The 23,572-nt window shown below is 58.8% G+C and carries 15 protein-coding genes; 2 read left to right on the plus strand and 13 right to left on the minus strand.

Annotated features, from left to right (window positions below):
- The coding region (gene cas6 / locus HRF49_00695; protein ID MEP0813169.1) for a CRISPR system precrRNA processing endoribonuclease RAMP protein Cas6 at positions 1–977 on the plus strand (977 nt) is incomplete at its 5' end.
- 117 nt (positions 978–1,094) lie between these two features.
- Here the strand turns inward: cas6 and HRF49_00700 are convergent.
- Positions 1,095–1,571: a DNA lyase gene (locus HRF49_00700; protein MEP0813170.1), complete on the minus strand. Its 477-nt coding sequence runs from the start codon at positions 1,569–1,571 to the stop codon at positions 1,095–1,097.
- A 266-nt stretch (positions 1,572–1,837) separates the two neighbouring features.
- Here HRF49_00700 and HRF49_00705 point away from each other — a divergent pair, with 266 nt between their 5' ends.
- On the plus strand, positions 1,838–2,299 hold the full coding sequence (locus tag HRF49_00705; GenBank protein ID MEP0813171.1) for a tryptophan-rich sensory protein: 462 nt from the start codon (positions 1,838–1,840) through the stop codon (positions 2,297–2,299).
- A gap of 134 nt (positions 2,300–2,433) precedes the next feature.
- Here HRF49_00705 and HRF49_00710 read toward each other — a convergent pair whose 3' ends face one another.
- The 12 genes from HRF49_00710 to HRF49_00765 all read right to left on the minus strand — a co-directional run bounded on the left by HRF49_00710 (position 2,434) and on the right by HRF49_00765 (position 23,569).
- The gene (locus HRF49_00710; protein ID MEP0813172.1) at positions 2,434–3,456 is read right to left on the minus strand and encodes an ADP-ribosylglycohydrolase family protein; all 1,023 of its coding nucleotides are present in this window, start codon (positions 3,454–3,456) and stop codon (positions 2,434–2,436) included.
- A 17-nt stretch (positions 3,457–3,473) separates the two neighbouring features.
- Complete coding sequence (locus tag HRF49_00715; GenBank protein ID MEP0813173.1) at positions 3,474–4,079, minus strand: hypothetical protein; 606 nt, start codon at positions 4,077–4,079, stop codon at positions 3,474–3,476.
- A 101-nt stretch (positions 4,080–4,180) separates the two neighbouring features.
- On the minus strand, positions 4,181–5,887 hold the full coding sequence (locus tag HRF49_00720; protein ID MEP0813174.1) for a DUF262 domain-containing protein: 1,707 nt from the start codon (positions 5,885–5,887) through the stop codon (positions 4,181–4,183).
- A 33-nt stretch (positions 5,888–5,920) separates the two neighbouring features.
- Positions 5,921–6,130, minus strand: a complete 210-nt coding sequence (locus HRF49_00725) for a DUF2188 domain-containing protein (protein ID MEP0813175.1) — start codon at positions 6,128–6,130, stop codon at positions 5,921–5,923.
- A 195-nt stretch (positions 6,131–6,325) separates the two neighbouring features.
- Complete coding sequence (locus tag HRF49_00730) at positions 6,326–8,287, minus strand: ATP-binding protein (GenBank protein ID MEP0813176.1); 1,962 nt, start codon at positions 8,285–8,287, stop codon at positions 6,326–6,328.
- A complete protein-coding gene (vsr, locus tag HRF49_00735; protein MEP0813177.1) occupies positions 8,277–8,810 on the minus strand; it encodes a DNA mismatch endonuclease Vsr in 534 nt (177 codons plus the stop codon). Before vsr ends, HRF49_00730 begins: the two co-directional genes overlap by 11 nt.
- A complete protein-coding gene (locus tag HRF49_00740) occupies positions 8,811–9,587 on the minus strand; it encodes a phospholipase (protein ID MEP0813178.1) in 777 nt (258 codons plus the stop codon).
- The gene (locus HRF49_00745) at positions 9,580–11,430 is read right to left on the minus strand and encodes a DUF1998 domain-containing protein (protein MEP0813179.1); all 1,851 of its coding nucleotides are present in this window, start codon (positions 11,428–11,430) and stop codon (positions 9,580–9,582) included. Before HRF49_00745 ends, HRF49_00740 begins: the two co-directional genes overlap by 8 nt.
- Positions 11,427–15,224, minus strand: coding sequence for a helicase (locus HRF49_00750; GenBank protein MEP0813180.1), 3,798 nt, complete (start codon positions 15,222–15,224; stop codon positions 11,427–11,429). Before HRF49_00750 ends, HRF49_00745 begins: the two co-directional genes overlap by 4 nt.
- Positions 15,225–15,268: 44 nt before the next feature.
- Positions 15,269–19,282 (minus strand): hypothetical protein, encoded by a 4,014-nt coding sequence (locus tag HRF49_00755; protein MEP0813181.1) that lies wholly within the window; start codon positions 19,280–19,282, stop codon positions 15,269–15,271.
- Entirely contained in the window at positions 19,279–22,458 is a 3,180-nt protein-coding gene (locus HRF49_00760; protein ID MEP0813182.1) for a DEAD/DEAH box helicase, read from the minus strand. The genes HRF49_00755 and HRF49_00760 overlap by 4 nt, the downstream gene beginning before the upstream one ends.
- On the minus strand, positions 22,451–23,569 hold the full coding sequence (locus HRF49_00765) for a DNA cytosine methyltransferase (GenBank protein ID MEP0813183.1): 1,119 nt from the start codon (positions 23,567–23,569) through the stop codon (positions 22,451–22,453). Before HRF49_00765 ends, HRF49_00760 begins: the two co-directional genes overlap by 8 nt.
- Positions 23,570–23,572: the final 3 nt, after the last annotated feature.

Consider the following 23,572-nt stretch of genomic DNA (forward strand, 5'->3'; position numbering starts at 1 on the left):
CCGTGCACTCGGTTCCTTATTACAGGCTGGAGGTCGCGCTGAAGACCGGAGGGCCGGTTTGCGTCAACGGATTCTGGGGCGCGCACCTGCGAAGCGCGCTGGGCGTGGCCTTGAGGGAGTCGTGCTGCCCGTTTCCGGGCGCGCCGTGCGACGGCTGCCTTCTGCGGTTCGACTGCGCGTTTGCGACCGCGTGGCACACGTTCGTGCATCCGGACGACGAGGAGAGCGGGCTGCCGCCGGGGGTCACGACGAACCGCTCGCATCCGTTCATACTCCGGGCGGCAAAGAAAACTCCGGACAAAGTCGCGGCAGGAAGGATTATCAAATTCGGGATGACGATTCTGGGCGAGCACACGTACAAGACCGCGTTCTGGATAGTCGCGCTCAAACGGATGGCGGCAAGAGGGCTCGGCAAGGGGACGGCGCCGCTTGAGCTTGTGCAGGTGAAAAGGCTGCTCGGCAAGCGGTCGCGGATTTTGTACGACAAGTCGAAGCGGGCGGTGGGCAGGCCGGGCGAGCCGGACATGCTTCGGATCGGCGAGCTTCCCGCGCGGGCGGACTCGAACAGGCTGGTCGACCTGAAGCTGAAATTCGTCTCCCCCCTGCGCTTGAGGCGCAAGGACGAAGAGCCCGCCGCGCCCACGCCCAGGCTGATTTGGGAGGCGGCCGTGAGGCGCATCCAGGGAATGGCGTCCGCAAACGGGGCGCGGCCGCCGGAAGGATGGGGGGGGGAGTATTATTCCGAGGAAGTTTCGGGATGCTGGAGCAGGATAAAACAGGACAGGTGGAGCTCGTCGCAGAAACAGCGCATACCCGCGACTGGATTCGCGGGCGAAATCGAGATTGCGGACGCGCCGCTGGGCCACGTGCCCTGGTGGAACGCGGCGCAGCTTCTTGGAATCGGCAAGATGGCGGCGTTCGGGCTGGGCGCGTTCGAACTGGAAGTGAAGGGGGGGGAGGATTCGGGCGGGCGATAGCCGCGCCCGTTTCAAGCGGGGATTGTAAGCATGCGGGCATGCCGTCCGGCTTTGCGTTCTTCCACCATGGAGCGCTTCGTGCCGGCGGATGTCGCGGACGGTCCGCGGAAGCGGTGATTATTTTTTGTTGGGTCTAAGCGCGGCGGGATTTCGCGCCAATTGCCCGTGTACCTTCTCCCATTCCTCCACCGGGCCGGGAACGGGAATGAACAACGGATGCGTGCGTATTTCACCGGTCGTTTTCAAGCCGGCATAAATATCCGGCGCCCTCGACGCGAGTTTTCTCAATAGATGGCCGAATTCATACTCAATCTGTCCGGTGGTCACCTTGATTTTTCTGCATCTCGCCTTGCCTTCCAGCTTCGATTGGTCGAATTCATATCCCCGCTTTCCCGCCTCCTCGCATACGTGCCATAAATAGCGGTTGATGGCGTTTGCCGGATTTTGGAAGGCACGGAACCGGATAAGCTGCGGATGATTGAGGTAACCTTTGGTTTTGCCCAGAATGACCGACCTGGCCAGCAGCGCCTCCCGCCAGAGAGCGACAAGCCCCCTGGCGTCGAGATAGCAAGGATGGATCGACCACAGCCTCACGCCGCGCATTATAAACCGCGTGAACGCCTGAAGTTACGGCGGCGGGCGGCTTGATTTTCGCAGGCGTGATTTTAATTCCGTGCTCCGGATTTATTGCGGATTTGACTGTTTCGTCACGGTGCTGTTAGGGGGGAAAGGCAAGGGTATCCAAAATGGTTTTATAATTATGAATCTCTCCAAAACCTGCATGTTCAATCGGATTCGAGAGACAAAAGGAAGTGAATAGATAAATGGCAGGCAAGGAAGCGGTCCAACGCATTCAATCGATGCTTGCGCTGGGAATATGCGTTTCTCTTTGCCTGGGGGTGGGTATGGCGAGCGGGTATCTAACAGCCGATTCGGTTGCGGAATGGTATCCCCGTATTACTAAACCGTCTTGGACGCCGCCGTCGTGGTTGTTCGGACCGGTTTGGACCATACTTTATGTGTTGATGGCGGTTTCGGCATGGCGGATATGGACGCGGCATCGGCACGAGCGGGCGCTATTGTGCTTGGGGATTTTTTCGGTTCAACTTGCATTCAATGCTTTGTGGACCGGGATATTTTTTGGCATGCGAAATCCCTTTCTTGCGTTTATCGAGATAATTGCACTTTGGCTGCTTATCCTTTTAACGATCATTCTGTTTTTCAACCGCGACCGTTTGGCTGGATACCTGCTGATTCCGTACCTTATGTGGGTGACCTTCGCGGCTGCTCTAAACGGCGCCATTGCGTTCTTAAATATGTGAAAGCCTAGGGGTGTTTTAACGGCGCCTTGACCCGCCGGACTTGATCATGCTCCCCCGGGCGCAACCCTCTTCATAACCGTTCTCTTTCTCCTGCTGTTAACCGAAAACCTTCAATTTCAACGGGTTATCAAAAATCATGCGTTTCCCGATGAGGCGGAAGCGGCGTTGAGTCGCATTTCCTCTGCATCCGAATCCTCCGAGCAATCGGTGCCGACCAAACGCTCCGCCAGCTCCAAAGCGTCCACCGGCCAGAAGCACTCCGGGCGGGGACGACGCACATGCGGTTGTCCGGCCGCAGGGCGGCAGTTCAGCACGCATTCGGTCCACTGGGCAGGGATCGCGTTCCGGCCCCACACAGCGCCAAGAAGCGCGCCACAGATGGCGGCGTTCGTGTCGGTGTCTCCGCCGCGCATTACGGTGTCCACGACGGCTTCCTCCAGATTCGGGGCATGCAGAAGCTGCCACAGGGCGTTACGGAATGCCGTCAAAACCCACCCCTGCTGGTGGACATAATCGGCGGGTGGTGATTCGGCTGCACCTCGGACCGTATCCAGGAGACTCCCATCCACATTCATGTCTTCCGCCCAAGTTACAATCTGCTCGTATAAATCTCGGCCATTGCACCCCTGGTGGACGGAATGGGCAATCGCCATCGTGAACAACGCGTTGGCTTGCTGGCAAACCGGATGGGGATGGGTGATCGCGGCATCCTGTCGCGCCCACTCAGCCACATGCTCCAAATCATGATTGGCTCCGAAGATGCCCAGCGGGCTGATCCGCATCATCGCGCCGTTGGCCTGGCTGTCCGGATTGGGACGCCCACGCAGACCACCGGCGACGGTCATTCCGCAATCGAAGGGACCGGAGTCCAGCCAGAAAATGTAGGCATTCCTCGCCTCCTCGGGATCGTACCTTCCCTGGTCCACCAGCATGCGGGCCAGCAAAAGCGCCATCTCGGAATCGTCGGTCGGTTGGCCGGCAATCGTGTTCCAAGTGCCTCCGTCGGCAAGTTCACGGACGCCTTTCGGGTATTCCCGGCGGATGTCATTCCGAGCCCGAAACTCGACCAGGCTGCCAAGGGAGTCTCCGGCAAGCTGGCCGAGCAGACACCCTTGGGCACGGGAAAGCATATCGATGTCGAGGAAGTCGCGGTGCATTGAGCCGTCGCCTTCGTTCAATATTCCCATACGACCTCACAGGCCAGGTATTCGCTCAGCACCATCCGAATAAGCACGCCACCCGTTTCGACCACCGCATATCGATAACGATCAGGTTGAACCACGATCCAACCACCTGAGAGCGGGAGTCGGTCCGGAGATTTCCCGAACGCTCTCAGGAACGCCCGGCTCCCGATTTCCGGCCACAAGTCGATCTTGTCATCGCCGACGACCTGCTCGAACGCCGATCTTTGGTCATCGCTCAATATCTGTAGGGGCGCAAAACCGACTATGCTCGGTTTTTCCAGTTTCGGGTACAACTCATATGCAGCGTGCCCTCTTGCGAGTTTCAGGATCACGTTTCGAACCCGATCGGCTTCCGGCTCCCAAAACAAGTTGTCCGCCGCATCTCCTTTTCGGGCACTTTCTATCCTATGTCTCAGTGGCGGATTTTCTTCCAGAATCCGCTTTATATTAGGACGATGCATCTCGGAAGTTTCTGTACCACCACAGATAACGCAGTCCAAAAAGCAAGCCAGATATTGCTCATCCAGCGAAAACGAGGCGTTGCACCCTTGGCAGGCACCGACGACCGGCAACTCCGGTGGATAGGGTTCATCCAACAGGACCTTCGAGGGAACGTGGTCGCGCGTATCAGGATAGGTGCCGCAATAAACGCACATGCCCGTGTGACGTTGATCGATAAACAGATTCCGTGGGTCCATCATTGCGCCGCTTGTGCAACCTGATTATCCTGAGTCTTCTGCGCGAGAAGATACGAGAATTTATCTCTAATCAACTTCTTGCGCTCTTCAATGAAGTCTTCGAAGCGGTCGATCTTCCAGAGGTCCTTATCCTTCGGTACCAAGTGCATGTCGAGGTAGCTTTCCGGCTTGTCGGCAAACCAGATTTCAGGGAGAGTGTCAGCCTTGCCGCCAGAGCCGTTCTCCGCCTGCGTCAACAACATACAGTTCGCCAACTGGTCGCGCGCATCCTGTTTGTATTTCACGATGCTGAGCCGACCGGTTTCCGGGCTGACGGTCTTGATCTTTCTCAAGGCACTCTGTGGAAAGATGTGATCGACCTGCGGGAGGTTGTTATCGTAAGCAGGCGTGTAGTTGAACTCCCGGTACCACAGATTGAAAAGCAGATGGATCGAATCGGAACCGTAACCCATCTGCCAGAAACGATCCTCGGTAAGCTCGAGACTTCGTCCTCTCGAACGAACGGCATCGAAAAGATGGTTCAAGTCGAAGCCGTTCCGTTCCTTGATTTTTCCGACGCAGTCGTCGATGAGTTGGTCCGGAGTCCCGCTGAAAGCACCGCTGATCAAGGCGCGCAGTAGGTAGTTGTCTATCCCCTGCGCAGCCTTCCAGTTATCCGGGAAATGATAGCGGGAATAGACCAACGGAATCAGGACAAGATAGGACGGCAAGGCCTTGTCACATCGGATGAAGGTTTTCCCGCGGACGAAGTCCAGAACGTCTTTCAGCGCTTTCGTGATGTCCTGCCACCTGGTTTCGATTTCCTCACGCACACCCGGTTTGCGGAACTTCGAGACCTCATAGCGTGCGCCTTGATTCAACAGCGTAAGGCATGATTTCAAAACGAAATCACGTGTGAAAGCGAATCCGTGGCGGTTGAGGTCCGACAGGAGGCCCTCCATTTGTTCGTCGGCGCGGTCCCAGCTCGAGCTCAGCAAGGAAAAAAGCAGATCGGATTTACCCAACCGAGTGCCGCCGGAATTCGCCCGTATAAAGACTTCCACAACGTCGTCTTCGGTGTAGAGTTCGGCGTTTTCTGTGCTGTCGAGCTCCTGGTATGAAATCCCGTCGTCGGAATGAAAAGTCTTGAATACGATGCCGACGTGGCGGCTGATTTTGCGGCGTTCATCAGGGGAGAGTTCGCGGCCCGCTTTAGCGATCAGGTCCTCCGCGGCGGTAAGCGGATCGGCGGTATTGAAGACCAAGTCTTTGAATCTGATCCACGGAAAGCCTGTTTTGCCTGCATCGAGAAACGCAAACCTGAACTTGACGTCGTCCGGGGCGGACACCTCTCCGCTCAAAATGTCGAGGAAAAGCTCCCGCCCTTCATAGCTCCCGCACAGACCGATGAACAGGCTTTGAAGTCTCTGCTGACCGTCCAGAACCAGACATTTCTTCTTGCCGTTTTCGGGGACGTAAAAATCGCTCAACCGAAGCTTGCTGCGGTAGTTGTCGATGAACTTTCTGTGGCGGGCCTCAGCCCTGGTCTTCCATATCAGCAGAGTGCTGATGGGGTATTCCCTCAGAATCGAGTCGAAGAGACGGCAGATCTGGTCCTCGCTCCAGACGAACGGCCGCTGGATATTGGGCAGCCAGAAACCGCCGTCCTCGTCATGATTGTTCAAAAAACTGACGATCTTCCGCAGAGAATGTTTCGGAGTCTTCATTATTCAGCGCCGCCTCCATCGCTTTGCTAATTCTTATCCCTTGGGTGGATATGGGTCCTTGCCGTAGGTGTGCTCCGTTTGAATCGTCATATCCTTCTTGTGGATGACGACCTGCCCGAGCTCCTGGTTCTTTGCAGCTTCCTTGGCGCGGTTGATTGCATCCGCTTTTGTGTCGTGTTTGCTCAGCGCCCTGGACGCATTCTCTTCTTTGACCTTCCAGCCGCCGTCGGTATCGGGTGTCACATGGTAAGTTTTACGCTTCGACATCTTCATACCTCCTGATTTGAGTCGGGTTTCTCTTCGCGCCAGCGGACCGCTGCGAGTATCCGATCAATGCATGCATCGAAATCCTCTTCGACTTCATGCTGCCACAGGCGGATCACCGTCCATTCCATCTGCCGCAGTTTCAGATGGTTCTGGATTACCACTCCTGTCCCTCTAGTCGAACAACCCGTCGATTCGATCTGCCGCTCTCGCCCTTTCGAGATACGAGGCGTATGCGGCCCGAGCCCTGCCGATCAAAATCTCGTAAGTCAAGATTCTCGAACCGGGAGATACACTGTTCATCGCATCTTCGATCCGTTGAGAGGAATCGGGCGGGTTCGCGCCGACGACGAACACGACTTCAATTTGAGCTCGATCCTTTTCCTCCGCAGGCAAGATTTCCTTCATGGCGTCCACGTATTTGGCCCCTTGGCCAGCGAGTTCGTAAATACCAACGCGTACCGACGCTCTCTTCAACTCCACGATTACGTGTTTGCCAGCCAAGGTGCTGTAGCGAATGTCGACTCGACCATACTCCTCCTTAGTCCTGTCGTCATCGCGGAATGGATCGTGCGTACGCAATCTCCGCTCCATCTCCTCACTGCCCGTGGCGCGTTCCCACGCGGGGTCAAGCAGCCAAAGGTGATCGAACAGATACTTTTGCAGAACGCGCTCCCGGTGATTCTCGTCGACTAATCCCTGGAGTTCCTTGATTATGTCCAATCGATTGCGCACGATATCTCGATAAAACGACGCCTCCAAAGAGTCCCGGTCGGCCAGCAGTCGTAGAAGGGCATCCACGCCTTTCGACAACGCTCGTTCAAGCTCCTCGGCGTCCCCACGGAGTCGAAGCCGCTCGAATCCGAAAACTGCATGACGAAGAAGTGTCCTCTGGCTTTCCTCTTGGTCTGTATCGTCCTTTCCGACCTCCATGGTAGCGATACGTTCGAGAAGCTTTTCCGCTTTCGTTTTCCAACCCTCCGGCAAACCGTCGAGCCATTCTCCGATACGCGGATATCGTCCGCGCAATTCACTCGTCTTGTCCGTCGCTCTGAGTTCGCTCCACGTCTCGGCTATCCTGCGAAGTGCCTTCTGGAGGAAAACGGTCAGAGCTCCGACCCGAGCATCATCCTCGATGACCCTCTGCCGGTTGCTGGTCACGATGTCGGCAGATTCGGATGCATCGAGAAAATCCGCTTCTACCTGGCCGGTCAGATACTTTGTATAGACCTCTGCGCCTACTATCCTCGCCAACACATCCTCGTCCACCAACCGTCCCCGAGCGAGGACTATGATCGAATTTAGATTTCCTTCCGGCGTGGCAAGGCGTTTAGGACGATCCACAGTGCCAATCCACCCTTGTATTTGCCATTCTGGATTCCATGTTTCGTCACGGCCGTCCAGACTTTCCGTTTTCTTAAGATTCACGCACGATGTGGTGGCTACTGTCGTGTCGCCAAACGTCCAAAGATATTCGATGAATTTGAGATCTTCTCGATCGGTTGCGGTTACCTCCACCTCATTCACGAATACGCGGAAACCATCACTTCCAATGATGGAAAAGCGGCGGGCCAACCGGCGTCTAAGCGACTCCGGTGCCATCTCGCGAAGACGATTTCGTTTCAAGGAAGATGCAAGAATGTGAGTGCCATGTTCGTTAACGAACGTTCCCTGGGAAACCGCTACCGGTTCGGGATTGTATACACTAAGTCCTGTCTCCATCGCCCTTCTCAAATCACTGGATATGATTTTCAGACCGGCTGGCTCTGCACCGTTTGCTTGAGTCTTTATTTCGATCAGGTCAGCGATTGAAAAGAGCGAGAGCTTTCCGATGCCCTTCCGGCCCATTACCGATCGTCCACCAGGAGTCGTGTCGCCATCTCTCCGGCGTCGATAGCCGACTCTAAGATAGCGTTCGTTAACGGCATATAGGTCCATCCCGATTCCGTTATCTACGATTTCTATGCGGTCTCCGGAGATATCGAGGTCAATCCTCACTTCGGTCGCATCAGCATCCCAGGCATTCGCAACGGTCTCCGTAATCACGGCGGCGACACTACTGTATAGTCCGTCGGCCAAATGGTCGAGCACGTTGAGGTCAATAGTCATCCGATATGGATGTTTGTTATCGCTCATCGCGTTTTTCCTTTACAGGTTTGCCGCCTTCGACGTCGCCGCTCATCTCCAGGTCACGAACCGACACCATATCCGAATAACTAAGCTCTCCGAATCTCTCTTTGGACAATAGCCATGACCGCACGTGTGCACCCAATTTCTCGAGTTCCCCATCTTTCTTGCCTTTGAACGCACATTCCCAAACGACCAAAACTCTCCATTCGCTGGCCAGGAGGGAATCGTAGTTCTTTCTGTCACGCTTCTGATTCGCCTCGAATTTCTCGCGCCAGAAGTCCTTTCTCGATGCTGGCTCGGTAGCGAATTTGCACCCCTCGTGGACATGCCAGAAACACCCGTGCACAAACACAACTGACCTGAACCGAGGAAAGACGAGGTCTGGCGATCCGGGCAACTTTCGGTCATGTAGTCGATATCGTAGCCCCAGTCGATGGAGAGCTCGGCGAAGACGCATCTCGGGACCCGTGTCGCGCTGCCCGACACTGGCCATGATTCGTGATCTCGTTCGCCTGTCCACCGTATCCATTCAAATCCGTTCCACAGTTTCAGTCGCCACGAGGGCTTCGAGGTGCCTATGGAGTTCGTCCGGCAGGTGTCCACCCCGCACGAGCACTCCCAGTTCCATGTTTCTTTCCATGGCCGCCGTACTCAGGTTCGCGCTGGTGATGAAGGCCAGCTTTCCGTCCGAAACCGCGCACTTCGCATGTACGGACCCCGTGGGGTCGGCGACGCCTTTTTTCCCGTTTCCGACATACCAAACGTAAAGATTCACGGAGGGAACGGCGGTCTTCATCGTCCTGAAGGAATCGACCGTTACCTTTCCGCCACGGTCGGTCGAGGATTCCATAAGGATGTCCACCTGGACCTGACGGCCTGCCGCATCCTGCAATGCCTTGATTATCGATGACACCTCGTATGCGACGAAGCTCACGACAAACAGCCGGTTGCGTGCGGACTCGATAACCTCGCAGAGCACCTGTTCCGTGTGTCGGACGGGTACCATTCCCGTCGAAGGCCCTGTCCACACCATTTCCACGGAACCATGCCGCTCATGGAGCGCCGCGGTGGCCGATGCCCCGCGCAAGGCCGCGGCCAACTCGCCTGGACGCACCTGCTTGGCTTCACGCCAGGCGGCGTCCAACCGGCCGATTATGGACTTGTCCGCATTGGGACCGAAGACCGGCTTGACCAGTGCGAACTGTTCAACCGATCCCAACGACTCGATTTTCGAAGCGATTGCCGCCACACGATCGGGGTGCAGTTCCAAGCCGAGCTCCGCGACGATCTGCCATAGTTCATTCATTGCCACCGCCTCGCCCTTGAAAGAAAGCGGCATCGCGGCACTCGAACGTGTTCACGAGCAATGCCCTGTCCAGATAACGATTGCCCCGTTCACACGAGGTCTCTGCAACGAACGTGCAGGCGTGACAGGAAGCCACGTGCAAGGAACGATCGACGCTGGGATCGTGCTCGGAACAAAGCGGATCGGAAGAACAGATGGTCGCGCGTTCGAGAGCCTGGCCGATGAGGCGCCCCAGGTTCTCCGACTTTCCCAGTTCCACCAACCCACCGAGGGTTCCATCGGAATCGGCGGCAGCCGTGTAGATGATGACTCCGGCCATGGGTGAATCGGGGTCCGAACTCGCATAGATGCGCTCTCTGATGCTGGCCGCGTTGTATCCACACTCCAGTGCCAACTCCCGAATCAGGAGATGGGCGAACGTGTGGATCATGGCGTAGCGGATACCGGGGTAGCCCTCTTCGGGGTCCTGTCCACGAGCGTTTCTCCACCCTCTGTGTCCCGCTTCCAGTCTTTCGTTGCGACGCTTGACCGAAGTAATGTCTTCCCAGCTTCGAACGGCCTCCTCGTCGAATCGAATGAAGATTCCCTCACCATGCACCTCGCAAGCGGGAATCCAATCGGGACGTGCACGCGACAACGCCGCCATCGGAGGCCGCTCGTCCGGATCGGTGGTCTCTTCCGGAGCCTCGACTCGGGTGTAACCGATCAATGCGTTCACTTCTCTCAATCTTTCCAAGAGCAGAACGCCTGCGATTCTCCCCGTGTACGCGGCGGGGGGGGGCTCCGGTCGACTCATGAATTGCGGCCAATCGGTCGGAGGAGTGGGTGCCGTCAGCACTTCCCATTCGGGAATCTTGAGATCCCCCTCCGTGACGAAGGTATCGTCGCACTTGCCTTCCCGCCGCTCCTGAACGCAGCGCCAGACGTCTCCGATGTCGAAGCGTTCGATTCCCGGCAGGCTCCCGCTCTTCACCAGAGTCTTGATCACCACTTTCAATTCGTCTGCGGACTCCACGTCCGCAAAATATTCCCAACCGTCGAGGACGAGCTGGCTCAATTGATTCCGTTCAAGGGGGATAGCCAATACCGAAAGAGAGACGGGAAACCAACTGTTTGTGGCCCCAAGCAATACCGCCCGTGGAGATTCCTGGCACGATGCATCGAAAGTGTCGAGATGCGGGTGCCTTCCCCTGCAGGCCGGAAGATTCTGTTGGGCTTCCCGGCCGAACGCGTGAACGAGGGATCGGGCAGCGTCGCACGCATCGCATTTCACCCAGAGGTTCTCCGTCTGGATTGACGCCCCTCGCTCGAAGAAACGCAGCGTGCCTCTACACTCGGAGGGTCCGGCGTGAACGAACCAGTGCCATGGAAAATCGTCGAGATGTCCGTTCCTGCATGCCAGCAGAAAGCGGGCCGGCACCGCATCCGCGTTTTTCCCCTTTTCGCAGTTCGAATGCACGAAATGAGTCTGTTCCGGCCTGTAAGGATACGGCTTGATGTCGAAAAGGCCGGAGTCGTATTCCGCCAGCAACCCGCATTTCACGCAGCGCAACCATCGCGGAAACGGCCTGACCGGCACCCCGATCTTACCCTCCGCCGACATGGGGCTTGCCCCTTCCTCACGGACGAAAGGGGGAACACGCAGACGCTCGACCTGTGGGCCGAGCACCCGGCGAACGGCCGCGAGCAACCTGGCCTCCTCCACCGGCGGACATCGATCGACGTCCCAGCGATCGAGGCCCATGGTCACGACGGACAGGTTCGGAAGATCGACCAGCGCTCCGGGACCGTATGTCCAGAGCAACTGACTCGGGCGGACTTGCCCCACGAGATAGGTACTCATGCCTCACCTCCGTCGCTTTCCGCGTCTCTCGCCCTGGCGCGCCACTGTAGAGGGTCGGAGAGTCTGGCCACGTCCATGACGAGCCGGACACCGGGTTCGACCTCCCTCATCGAAAACGGCACGGTGAATTCGTCCCAGGCCGTCGCACCGGGTTTTTTCAGGAGTGCGGCGACGTCCCCCTGACCGCGCTCGGTCTCGTAGCCCAGTCTTCGTCCCGCCTTGATCGCTTCTTTCACCCATCGATCGATGCGATCCGCCACCATCGTGTCGGCACGCAACCGTGCCGCCTTGTCCTTCACTTTCCAGGCACGATCGGAAACCACGGTTCTCACGGTGGAGGCCTCCGGTCTCCCCGAGTTGTCCAGCGTCTGGGCACCGAGATTCGGATTCAAGTGGTCGTTCACGAGACGCATGACGCTCACCATCGTGCCCGTCAAACCCCTGTCCAACGCCCGGGGTGCGAAAGGCGTGACGGATTGCGCCTCCACGTGTTTGTAGAAAGTCGCGTGGTAGTGTTCGAAGGTCTCGTAGTGCGACAGGTCACGCGGACGTGACCAAGTCAGTACCGTGCAGACCAGACCCGGAAAGACACGGCCGACACGGCTGGTGGCCTGGATGTATTCCGCCGTGTTTTTGGGTTGCCCGTTGACGACCATCAGCCCGAGTCGGTTTACGTCCACCCCGACGGATAGCATGTTCGTGGCGAGGACGATGTCGATGGCGCGAGTTTCGCCTTTGGCCCAGACCGCCTTGAACTTGACCTCCAGTTGGTCGAGCTTTCTCGGTATCTCCTTGTTCGAAACGCGAGAGGTGAGTTCGTCGACGTTTCGAATGGAGCGCTGGCTGAGTCCCGGTCGCGAGACGTCGCTCATCTGGACACGATAGGAACGGGTCTGGACGTCGTCCTCCGCGAGCCGACGCATTCCGCCCAGTTCGCGTAGCGAATTGAAATAGCCCACCAAGGTCATGTACGGATCGGCCGCCTGCCCGAATCGCTCGAACAGGGATTGAGCGGCCGTGAGCAAAGCCACGTATACCCGGATGAGGACGGCGGGACGCGAGCTACCGGGCGAACAGATGCCCATATACCGGCGTCCGGGGTTCCTGTCTATCGATCGCTGGACGGAAAAGAAATTGTCCTCCACGTCGATACCATGAGGAGGAAAGACCGCCACGCGGCGGAGGAAGACGTTGTTGACCTGTTCGTCGGCCTTCCGGACGGTCGCGGTCGAAGCGACGATTTTCGGCCGGACCTTCTTGCCGTCGAACGTCCACGAGCAGAGTTCGTCCACGGCCGTTTCGTAAAGACCGACCATGGTGCCCAACGGACCGCTGATGAGGTGGAACTCGTCCTGGATGATCAAATCCGGCGGACGGATCGGCATCGTCGGTCGTGGTGTGGTCGCCGGGAGAGCCCCCTTTTTCCGATGAGTGCCGCTGCAATCGGCTCCGGGCCAAAGAAGCCCGTGACGCGGACATTCCGTCTCGGCTCTACCGAACAGCGTTCGCACCTGCCCTCGCCAAGCCATCATGGCGAACTTGTCGACCGTGGCGATCAGCATGGAAGGTGGGTGGCGGTATAGCTCGTCGTCCACCACGAGTACCGGTAGTCCGAGGCTCGGTGACTTGACCCTCCCGAATTCGCAGGTTCCGTATTTGTCGCCGCAGAAGATGAAGGTCCGGCCGATGTCACGGACCACTTTGACGTCTCGTCCAGGTACGATCTCGGAGCCGCACCAAGGACAGAAGGTGAGTTGCGCTGGTGTGGAACCGGTTCCGTACTTTCCGTCCCTTTCCCGCTCGATGGCTTCGTGGCTTTCCTGGGTAGTGTTGGGTGTCACGCGCTGTCCCACCCATAGCCCGATCGTGAAAGGCGTGGCACCCCACTTGGCGGTGTCCGCACGTCGCAGCACCTCCATGGCGCACATCAAAGTGGTGGCCCTTTGGAACTGCTGGATGGTGAGCAATCGCAGAGTGTAGCGCATGATCACCGCCAATCCCCGGCCTCCGTCGAGTCCGCCGAGGTTTCCCTGCAATCTGCGTATGGCCATGGTGAAAGCGGCCACGCCGAGGTAGGCCTCCGTCTTCCCGCCGCCGGTCGGGAACCACAAAAGATCGGCAAAGGCTTCCACCGGTTCCGTCCGGTCGCGGTGCGCGGGATTCGCCAGAGCGGGAACGGACAGCAGGATGAAAGCCAACTGAAACGGTCTCCACGAGCGGTTCTCGGGAACGTCGACGCTCGCGAGATCGACGGTTTCCCCCCGCCGCACCCTGAGCGAATGGACGCTGTGGACACGTTGCGACGCCATCGCTCTGTTTGCGAAGCGGAACGCTTCGAGCGCCGCGTCGTCGGATTTCAGAACCTCGATCCCCTCTCGAAGTCTTTCGAGAATGGATTCGCATCTGTCGAGGGCGGCCGTCGCCGGAGATTCGTAACCCCTCGCGTCGATACCTATTCTCGCACGCCGCTCGACAATCCAAGCGGCGTAGTCGCCCGCCAACGCATCGAGGACGGCGACGAGATCGGCACGTTCCATTTCCGCGAGACGCAGCATGTCGAGAGAGCCGTCGGACACCAGTCGTTTCATGACGGGTCTGTCGTCCGGAGCGGTTCCGGGTGCCTCGGTGACCGAGACCTCGTACCGGGGCAAAACGCGGGTCCTGACCTCGACTGCGCGTTCCGGATCGTCGGCCGACGGTGTGGCGTGGACGGAAACTCCGTGTCCGACGGCGAACTCGACCCGCCGCCGGTAGATCATCTCAAGCGATTCGCGTTCTTCGTCCGATCCGATGCCAGACAGCAAAGGTCTCTTTCTGAAGATGGATTGTCCTTCCGGGTCCCTGACGATCAGTTCGGGTTGAAAAACCCACGCCCGATCTTGATTTTCGTCGGGCTTGGTCTGACCGTTCACCAAGAAGAGGGTCACCAGCCGGTCGCCGTTCGGCAGCGGATCGCCGATGGTTCCCTGGACGACCACGTCGGGGCAGGCGCTGTCCATGACGATGGGGGCGACGACCCTGCGGTCGAACGAAACGGTCGCGGTACCGCCCGACGGTATCCGTTTCCAGCAGCGGAAAGGCTTTCCGTCTTCGGTCGTCCGCTCGCTTTCGGTGCGTTCGTACCTTCCCCAACTCGCTCGAACCTCGACGGCCTTCGTCGATCCGTCGACGCAAAACGTGAAACCGAAAGACGAGGGCACCAACGAGTTGCTGGTCGATGCGTCGGCCTCTCGGTCGTCGCCTTCCGGGTCGGCGGTCGCCGCGTCCGGCAGATCTTCCACCTGGTCGTCCGGCACTCGGGTGTCCGGCGGAGCGAGCTTTCCGACCAGGTACCGGTCCCGCACGCTCATCCCCACGATCTCCTCGACAGGTCCGTCGGCGGGCCCGAGCAAGTCGTCTTCGACCGCCCATTGCAGGAGATCCCTGATATAATTCCGTTCCTCCGCCGTTTTCCCTTCGAAAACGGGAAGCGCCGGGAAGTCGATACCACAGGCCGTCTTCAGGGCCGACTCGAAGGATGGCCATTCCAGGCGGGAAACCGCCACGGTCGGCGGCTGGATACCGAAATCGCTCAGAGGTCGGGGAGGTTCGACCGGAAGCAGCCCGTCGAGAAGCAGCGTGGTTTCATCTAGGCCGCACCGCACGCGGTAGACGCGTGCGAAGGATGCGACCCTGAACGATCCGAATTCCTCTTCGACTATCAGAAGAGCGTCGCCTTCCCGGACGCTGCGCAGGTCGGAGGAAACATGATCCACCGTGATCTTGAATCCATCCGAACGAGCATCCGGACCCATGCGGACGATCCACGCGCCTATCTCCACCCGTCCTTTCATATCGTTCATTTCCTTCCCCATCTCCGTCCTCTTACACCTTTTGCCATCGGCGATCTTTCACGGTTGAGTGTGACGAGCCTGTCCAGCAACACGGAAATCACATCCGTGGACAACGCCCACCGCCAGCGGTCGCTCGACGAGCCGCCCTCGAACTCGCGGAAGTCGTAGGCGACTTGCAAGTCGTCCCAACCGTAGGCGCGTGCCACTTCGGCATCGATGACGGCGAGCAGGCGGCGCAGTTCCGAGATCGTCGAGTCGTGATCGTCGGGCGAATGGATCGCGTTCATCACGTCGGTCAAGCCACAGCCATGCTGCCGACTGAACTCGATCGCGAGATGGTTGAAACGGTTGGCGGCTTCGATGCCCGATTGTGCCACGGCCCGGTCGGGGACTGGATACTTGGCGACCGATTCACAGATCGAAAGCGAGAGCGTCTCGCCGAGGTTCCCGCCGCTGAACTTTTCCAACCATGCGCGGAACCCCGTGCTCAGTGAAATGGCATACAGGTCATCCCGCTCAATTCCGATCAGCAGAACTTTGTTCGTGTAAATCCAGCCTGATGGAGCGAGCATCCCCACCGGATACTTCGTGTTCTTGGAGTAGCCGATGAAATGCTCGCGTTGCCGAATGCGCCGCATCAAATCGGCCCGGTGGTTCCAGAACTGCCACCAGCGGTCGATCAACCCCTTGTAGCTCTTGAGCGTCGCGGCCGTGCGCGTCGGTTTCACTTCCTCGACGAGGAAGCGATGCGCGATGGGCCACCGGCGGCGTATCTCATCCAGATCCATGTCCCCGATGTCGAGCGCCCAGCGTTCGATTCGGTTGAGTGCCGAACTCGTGATGTCGTCGCCGGTGACGTAGGGCCTCAACAGGCTGTCCGGTTCGCTATTCAGCCGCTCGAACCACGGGCTACTCGTCGTGATGACGAAGGCCAGTCCCTTGCTGTTGTCCACTCCAGCGAACGCAAAAGGTGCATCGGGTAGTGGCTGCGGCACCCAGACGTCCGCCGCCTCGGGTTCGAGCCGCGGCCCGATGCGCGGACAACGCCGACCATCGGCATCACAGTCGGCGCGCCACTCGCCCTTGAAAAAGCCGACGATGGCGACGACGACCGCTGCCGAACCCGGCCACGGCATTCCCTTCCGGGCGAAAAAGATGCTCCCGTTCCGGGCGATGACGCCGAGACCGACTTCGATCGCGCTGCCTTCGGCGATATTGCTCGTCGCGAGCATCCCGTAGCAACCCTCGGGGCGGAGTAAATCGACCGCCCGCCGATGGAACACGACGCAGAGGTCGATCTTGCCCGGTGACGCGCCGAGCACCATTTGGCACTGCCACTGCATCCTTTCGCCCAATGCGCCTTTCCACAGGCGATTGCCGAGAAACGGTGGATTACCGACGATTGCATCGAATCCGCCTTTTCCATTGACGAACACCTCCGGAAACTCCAACGGCCAATGGAGAGGCTTCCTCGGCGGCTTGCCCGGCGGCAAGTCGACGGAGAGGGCTTCGCGAGCCAGTCGGCTCACTTCTTTCCCAGACTTTTCGTCGCCGATAAGATATTGTCCCGCCAGCATCGCCAATGAATCCAAAGCGGATTCGATAGCCCGTGCGTTTCCGTTCGCTCGTAGGACTTCGCCGATCATGGCGTCCGCAACCAATTCGATGGATTGGAGTTTCTTCCTCGCTTCGGCGTCCAAGCGGGCCATGGTTTCGACATCGCGAATGTCCCGGATCGGAACTGTACGCAGTCGCTTCCTGATTTCCACCGCCTCGGCGACCGCGCCGGCCACGTTCTGGCCGAAGATGCGCTGCTGGTAGGGACCGGCGTCCGGGTTCAGTTTGAGTTTCGTGAGCTGGTCCAGCCGGTGTATGCCCAGGAGACTGTCGCCATGGCGTAAGTTGTGGTCGAGGAATCCGAAGGGACGCCCTTTCGCGAGAGTGATCAGCCAGATGGAGAGCTTGGCCAATTCGACGGCGAGGGGATTGACGTCCACGCCGTAGAGACACCGTTCGGCGATCAGACGTCTCGCGGTCAGCAGTCTTTCGTCAAGACCGCCGGGAAGGGGATCGGCTCCCCCGGCCGATGGCCTGACTTCTCCATCGGCGGTGATGAATCTACCTGCAGCCTCTTCGACCGCCCAGGCCTCGACCAGTCGCTCGGCGAGCCATCGGCACGCCTGCACGAGGAACGCTCCGGACCCCATGGCGGGATCGCAGATCTTGAGATCCAGCAATTCCGCCGGGGTTTTCAGTTTCCACTCCTCTCGCGGTACTCCCTCGGCTGGCCCGATGTAGGCGACCGGTTCCAACGTCGTCTCGACGATGCTTTCGGTGAGCGACTTCGGGGTGTAGTGCGTGCCCGTCTCGCGTCGGTCGGCACCCAGGGTGACCATGAAGGCTCCCTCGCGATAGACGATGGGGTCACCCCATGCGTCGGTTCGGACCAGATTGGCGAAGGGGCGAATGCGCTCGGCGAGCGTCGTGTCTCCGCCGCATACGGCGAGCAGCCGTCCGAAGACGGTGTCGTCGACGGGACGAGCCAATGCGTTTCGTATGGCGGACTCGCTGCGTTCGGTGGTTTCCTTCACCAGGGCGACGAGGGTGTCTTCACCGTCCATGCGCGCCGATTCCAATTCTGAGAGGGGGAGATTCGGGTTCTTCGCCTTTTTGGAACCTGTCAGCCCTATGGTCACGGACGGCGTCCGGGCGACGGTGTGTTCGAGAAGGCCTTCGTAGACATGGCCGATCTGCTCGACGTCGAGCGCCCTGTAGGAGAGCAGAAGGGCACCGCCGTGTTGTTCGAGCGATTGCAGCGAGCCCAGAAGCAGCAGGACCGTTCGGTTGTCTATGGGCAGCGGGTCGGCATCCGAGTCGCGCCAACTCGTCCCCTTGGATCGCCCTTCCAGGAACGGGAAACGATCCGGATCGAACAGCGAACCGCCCAGGGCGGGCATGCGAAGGGACTCGTGGTCGATCCCGCCGTGGACGGCCCTGAAGACCGAAAGAAGGCGTGCCCACGCGTCGTGCCGCCGATCGAGCACCTCGGGACCGTGACGATCCGCTTCTTCGGCGAGCTGCGCTCGCAGCGTGGATACGGCATAACACTCGTCGTAGACGGGATCGCCGGATAGCAGGAGTCCACGTTCTTCGGCGCACAGAACGAACACCAGTCGCATCATGACGGTCAAGCCGGCTTCGTAGAGCTCGGCGGGCGAGACGTCCCGGAGCAACTCTCCGTTGCGATCCGCGTCGGCTTTGTCCAGACACTGGACGAGAACTTCCACCGCACGGCGGACCTGCTCTCCGAGAGTGTCCGTGATCTCCTCCTGGTGCTCAAGCGAGCTGTCGAGCAACGCTTCCAAGGTCTCGTCCGACGGACCGAAACAGCGCCTGACGCTCCACAGGGACTGGAAAGCCTTGAGGGTGACCGGCTCCTGGAACCAAAGACGAGCGTACCAGGAGGCGGCGCTCGACGTCCCTCCCACCGGGGCGTTTACCAACATCCACCGTTCGCCTTCGGTGATCACTCCAAGTCGAACGGCGTGAGAGCGACAGAGTGCCGCCATTCGCTCGAGGAGCGACGCGGGCCATCTGTCGTCCTTTTGTACCTTTTCGAGGTCGGTCCCCGGTCGTTGGATGGAAACGAAAAGGCGAGGCTTGCCATCGGATGGCGACACTACCAGCCAGTCGGGAGCGAACGTCTCGGTTCTCTCCGGAGAAGCCACCGAGTACGCTTTGGCCATATCGGCATCCGTCGTCAGTGTCGAACCGTCGTATTCCAGAATTTCCGTGAACACGAGTCGAATCCACTCGCGATGAAGATCGGCGAGCAGAGAGTCGTCGTTCTCGACTGCATCACACCATTCTTCGTATGCCGCACGGAGGCGTTGCCGTTTTGGAGTCTCGACGACGTCCAAGCCCTGGGGGAACGCCTTCTCCAGGACAGGCACGGCGAGAAACGGCCCGGACACCTCGACGAGGGAAAGCCACTCCGTATGTCTCGAAGGGTTCGTCATGTCGGTCGTACCTTTCCGGTCGAGGAGCGAGGAACGAGGAAAACGACCGCCACGGGGAACGTTCTGGCAGTGGGGTCGGCATAGCGGCTTTCGACGGCGGCAGCCTCGCTTTTCTTCTCTTCGGGGATACGGGCGAGCCTGGCTTTCAACGCCTCGATATCCCTCTTCAACTGGTTGCGTTCTTCCTCGGGCCAGAGCGTCAATTGCACGAATTGCGGTCCCGAGTCGGTCAGTTCTTTCCGGATGCTTTTCGTCAGATCGTCGAGAACGGCCATGAGATCGGCGATCTCGCTTTCCTTTCTGCGATTCAACGTGTTTTCCAGATACTTCATGCGCTCCCGAGAGCGCGCTTCCACGGCCGCCCGGATCGCTTCCTCGTGTCTTTCGAATCGGTCCTTCAGGATCGCGAAAAGATCGTCGCCGGGAGCGACAGGCTCCGCCTTTTCGACGAGAGCTTCGAGTTTGCCCACCTGGGCGATCCTTCTGAAAGACTTGTGTTCCAGTTCGCCGCCGGAGAGAGTCAATTCCTCGTGGAGCCGATGATGCCCGCCGCCAGTGATGACCAGGCGCGACCAGATGGCCACTGTAGGCCGATCGAGTTCCTCGTCGGGAACCGCTCGAACGGTGACTCGATGTAGCGACTTGACGTCGTCCAGCTTCCAAATTTCCTCGCGCAGCAGGCGGAGGCTCATCTGGACCAGCTTGTGTTCGAGGTGGACCAGAACCACGTCGTCACGTCCCTTCGCCACTTCGTGGTCGAAGGTAATGGGGCGTCGTACTCCCGTGTGTGGATGTTCGAGCCCGACGGTCGCCCGTCCCCACGAACCGGGCAACACCGGCACTTCGAACGCCTTGCCATCGGGAACGCCCGGCAACGAAACCGGTTTCAGAGGCGGCTTCTCGGCAAGTTCGAGGGCGATTTCGACCGCACGGTGCAGGTTTTCCGGATCGAGATGAAAATCTCTCTTCGCCTCCACGAGTTTCTCGTGTAGACGTGCGATTCTCTCCTGCAGCTTGCGCTCGGCAGCGACGAACCGTCGCGCTTTCGCAGCCTTGGCCTCGGCGGCACCGGTGTCCAAACCCGTCCGTCTTCCGAGCATGGCCTCTTCTATCTGTTTGGCGATGACGGGGCCTACGCTGCCCAAATCCTCCCGGATCGTGTCCACCTTGAGGACCGCCCTCATGAGGTACTCGTGATCCCCTTCGATTTCGCCGACCTTCCGGTGTCTGGATATTTCACGAGGATCGAAGCCTTGGCTCACCGGGTGCCAGATGAAGACTTCCTTCTGCCTCTGGCCGTGACGGTCGATCCTGCCGTTACGCTGCTCCATGACGTTGGGATTCCAGGGAATCTCGATATGGATCAGGTAGTTGCAATGATTTTGAAGATCGATTCCTTCCGAAGCGGCGTCGGTCGCCAACAGAATCCGAACCGGGGCTACATCGGGATTCGCCTGGAAGGCCGCCTTGACGGCTTCGCGTTCGTCCGGGCGCATGCTTCCGTGCAGGATGGCGAGACGATCCCCTCCGAACCCGTTGGCCGTGAGAATTTGATGGAGCCAGACATGGGTGGCGCGGTATTCGGTGAAGAGGATGACTCTCTTTTCGTTCCAGTGTCCGTCAGGTTTCAGATAGGTGTCGAGCCAGTGGAGGATGGCCTTGGCTTTCGCGTCCACCCGGTTCTTGTGTTTTTCGGCCCATTCGGTGAGGCGGTCGAGCATGGCACGTTCCGTTTCACCCAGCGCTACGGCCATCTCGCTCGCCACTTCGACCGCTTCGAGCTGAGCCTCTTCCGCCTTCGCTTCGTCCGAGTACTCCTCCTCGCTTCGAACGATCGCCTTGCGGAGTATTCGGTCGTCCAATGCCGTGGCGGTCCGGGGGCGACCTCGTAGTAGCGTCTCTCTGTGTTTAGCCAAGGTGATGGCGAAAGCCATCGGAGACGAAAACAGTCGTTTTTTCAACAGCATGTGCACGAAGTCGGTCCCGAACTCGTACCGTGTTCCTTTGACGCTGTGGGCTCTCGTGGTCGTGAATTCGCGCAGCAAGCGATGGATATCCCGTTCTTCATCCGAATAGGCGATTTCCAGGCACTGGAGCCGTCGGACCGGGAAGATCGGTTCACCGTCGGCGTCGACGATGTCGCTCTTCATTCGTCTTACCATGACCCGATGGAGTTGCCTTTCGTCCGGCATCACCGTCCGGGCGAAACGTTGGTCGTCGAGAAGCTCCAGAAGGGAGGTGAACGATTCCTGATATCCGTTGTGAGGTGTCGCGCTCAAGAACAGGCGATGGGAAAAATGGGGAGCCAACGTTCGGATCAGTCGCGTGCGTTGGCTTTCCAGCGCGTATCTGGTCGCGGCCGCGGGCGCGACGTTGTGGGCCTCGTCCACTACGAGGATGTCGAACTTGCGTGGATAGGTCACGTGAGGAGGGAGAATGTCCTTGAGCAGCCGCAGCCCCTCTCCGGCTTTTATCCAGTCCATGGAGGAGATGAGTCGCGGAAAAGACGTCCACGGATTGGCGTGGATTCCCCGTTCCCGACGAAGCGTCTTGACGTAATCGGAATCTACGATACGGAACTCGAGCCCGAACTTCTCCTGCATCTCCATCCGCCATTTGACCTGAAGAGTTGCGGGGCAGACGATCATGACGGATCTCGCTCTGTGGCGCACCAGAAGTTCCTGAATCACCAAGCCCGCTTCGATGGTCTTTCCCAAACCGACGTCGTCGGCTATCAACAGATTGACGCGAGCCATATCGATCGCGCGGACGAGGGGATCGAGTTGATAGTCTTCGATGGTGATCCCGCTTCGAAACGGTGACTGCAGAAAAGACCTGTCCGCGTTGGTCGCGGCCCCCCAGCGAACGGCGTCGAGGAACGCTTCCAGTTTTTCCGTTTCGTCCCAACCGGTGATTTTCGGTAGTCCCGCTCTTTCCAGCACGCGAGCCCCCGGTTCCAATTCCCACAGGACTTGGAGGCTTTCACCGAGGGAGTCTTCGTCGAGGGCGGCCAGAGTGACGAGGTGCTGCTTCCCGTTTCCCGTCGAAGAGAAAGCGGATGCCTCGACGTCGCCCACGACCCACTGACGACGTCTGATCTCGACGAGTTGGCCGGGGTCGGGTACTGAACGGCTCCATACATATTTGTTTGTATCGGATCGTGATATCTCAGGCATTCGCTCTCGCTCCGGCGCTCGTTTTCCTTCGACTTTTTGTCCACCGATCGACATGGCGGAGTATGCTCAGCCCGATCACTTCTCCGAGTTTCGGTGGCACGGCGTTGCCGATCAACCTTCCTACCGATTTCTTGTAAATAGGCTGTCCGGGAGGAACGAATTCGTAGTCTTTCGGGAAGCTCTGCAGAATCGCCCCTTCACGCAACGAGATGGCACGATTTTGATCTGGATGTCCGAAGCGACCGTTACCGAATCCGAAGAACTGAGTGGTGATCGTGGGAGCCGGCTCTTCCCAGCACATGCGACCGTAGACGCTCGGATAGGTCTTGCCGGTTTTCTTCTTGTGACAGTCGGCTACCAGCGTCTTTTGCCAGTCTCGCCAAGTTCCTCCGGGTTTGGATGCCTCGATCCTCTTCTTGTTCAGGTCCGAAAGGATAGAGGCCTGATGCAATGGATCTGTCTCTTCCATCTCGCCCGCTCGCAAAGGCGGCAAATCGGCGATAGCATCCCTCACCGTTGTACGCTTTGACCCGAATTCCCCAGGAGACAGCAAACGAATGGGGCCGAGCTTAGAAGCCAGGAGAACGAGCCTCTGGCGGTGCTGTGGAATTCCATAGTCCTCACAGTTCACGATCCTGTGGTCGACGTGATATCCTGCGTCGTCAAGGCCGTAGAGGAATTCTTGGAAGACACCTAGGCGTTCGAGTCGCGGAACGTTCTCCATCGTTACCAGTTCGGGGGAAATCTCCTGAACGAGCCGGGAGAACTGACGGAGGAGCCACCACCGTTTGTCGTCCGGGGTCGCCTTCTGGTTGTAGGTGGAAAATGTTTGACAGGGAGCGCATCCGGCCAACAGACGGATGCCGTTTTTGCGAAATACCCGTTCGAGGTCTTTCGCCTCGAGGTTTTCGACGGATTTCAGAAGAAACTTAGCGGCGTTGTTCGCAGAGAAAGGATGCTCGCAGACAGGATCGATATCGACCCCAAGGCGGACGTCGATGCCCGCTCGCTCGAGTCCGCACGTCAGTCCGCCGGCACCGCAGAATAGGTCCACGGCGTAGACTTTGCGCTTCGCTCGGTTCCCTGTCTGTATCCGTTCGATCCGTTCCATGTT

It is taken from the genome of bacterium, assembly GCA_039961635.1.
In the GTDB taxonomy this organism is placed as follows: domain Bacteria; phylum 4484-113; class 4484-113; order JAGGVC01; family JAGGVC01; genus JABRWB01.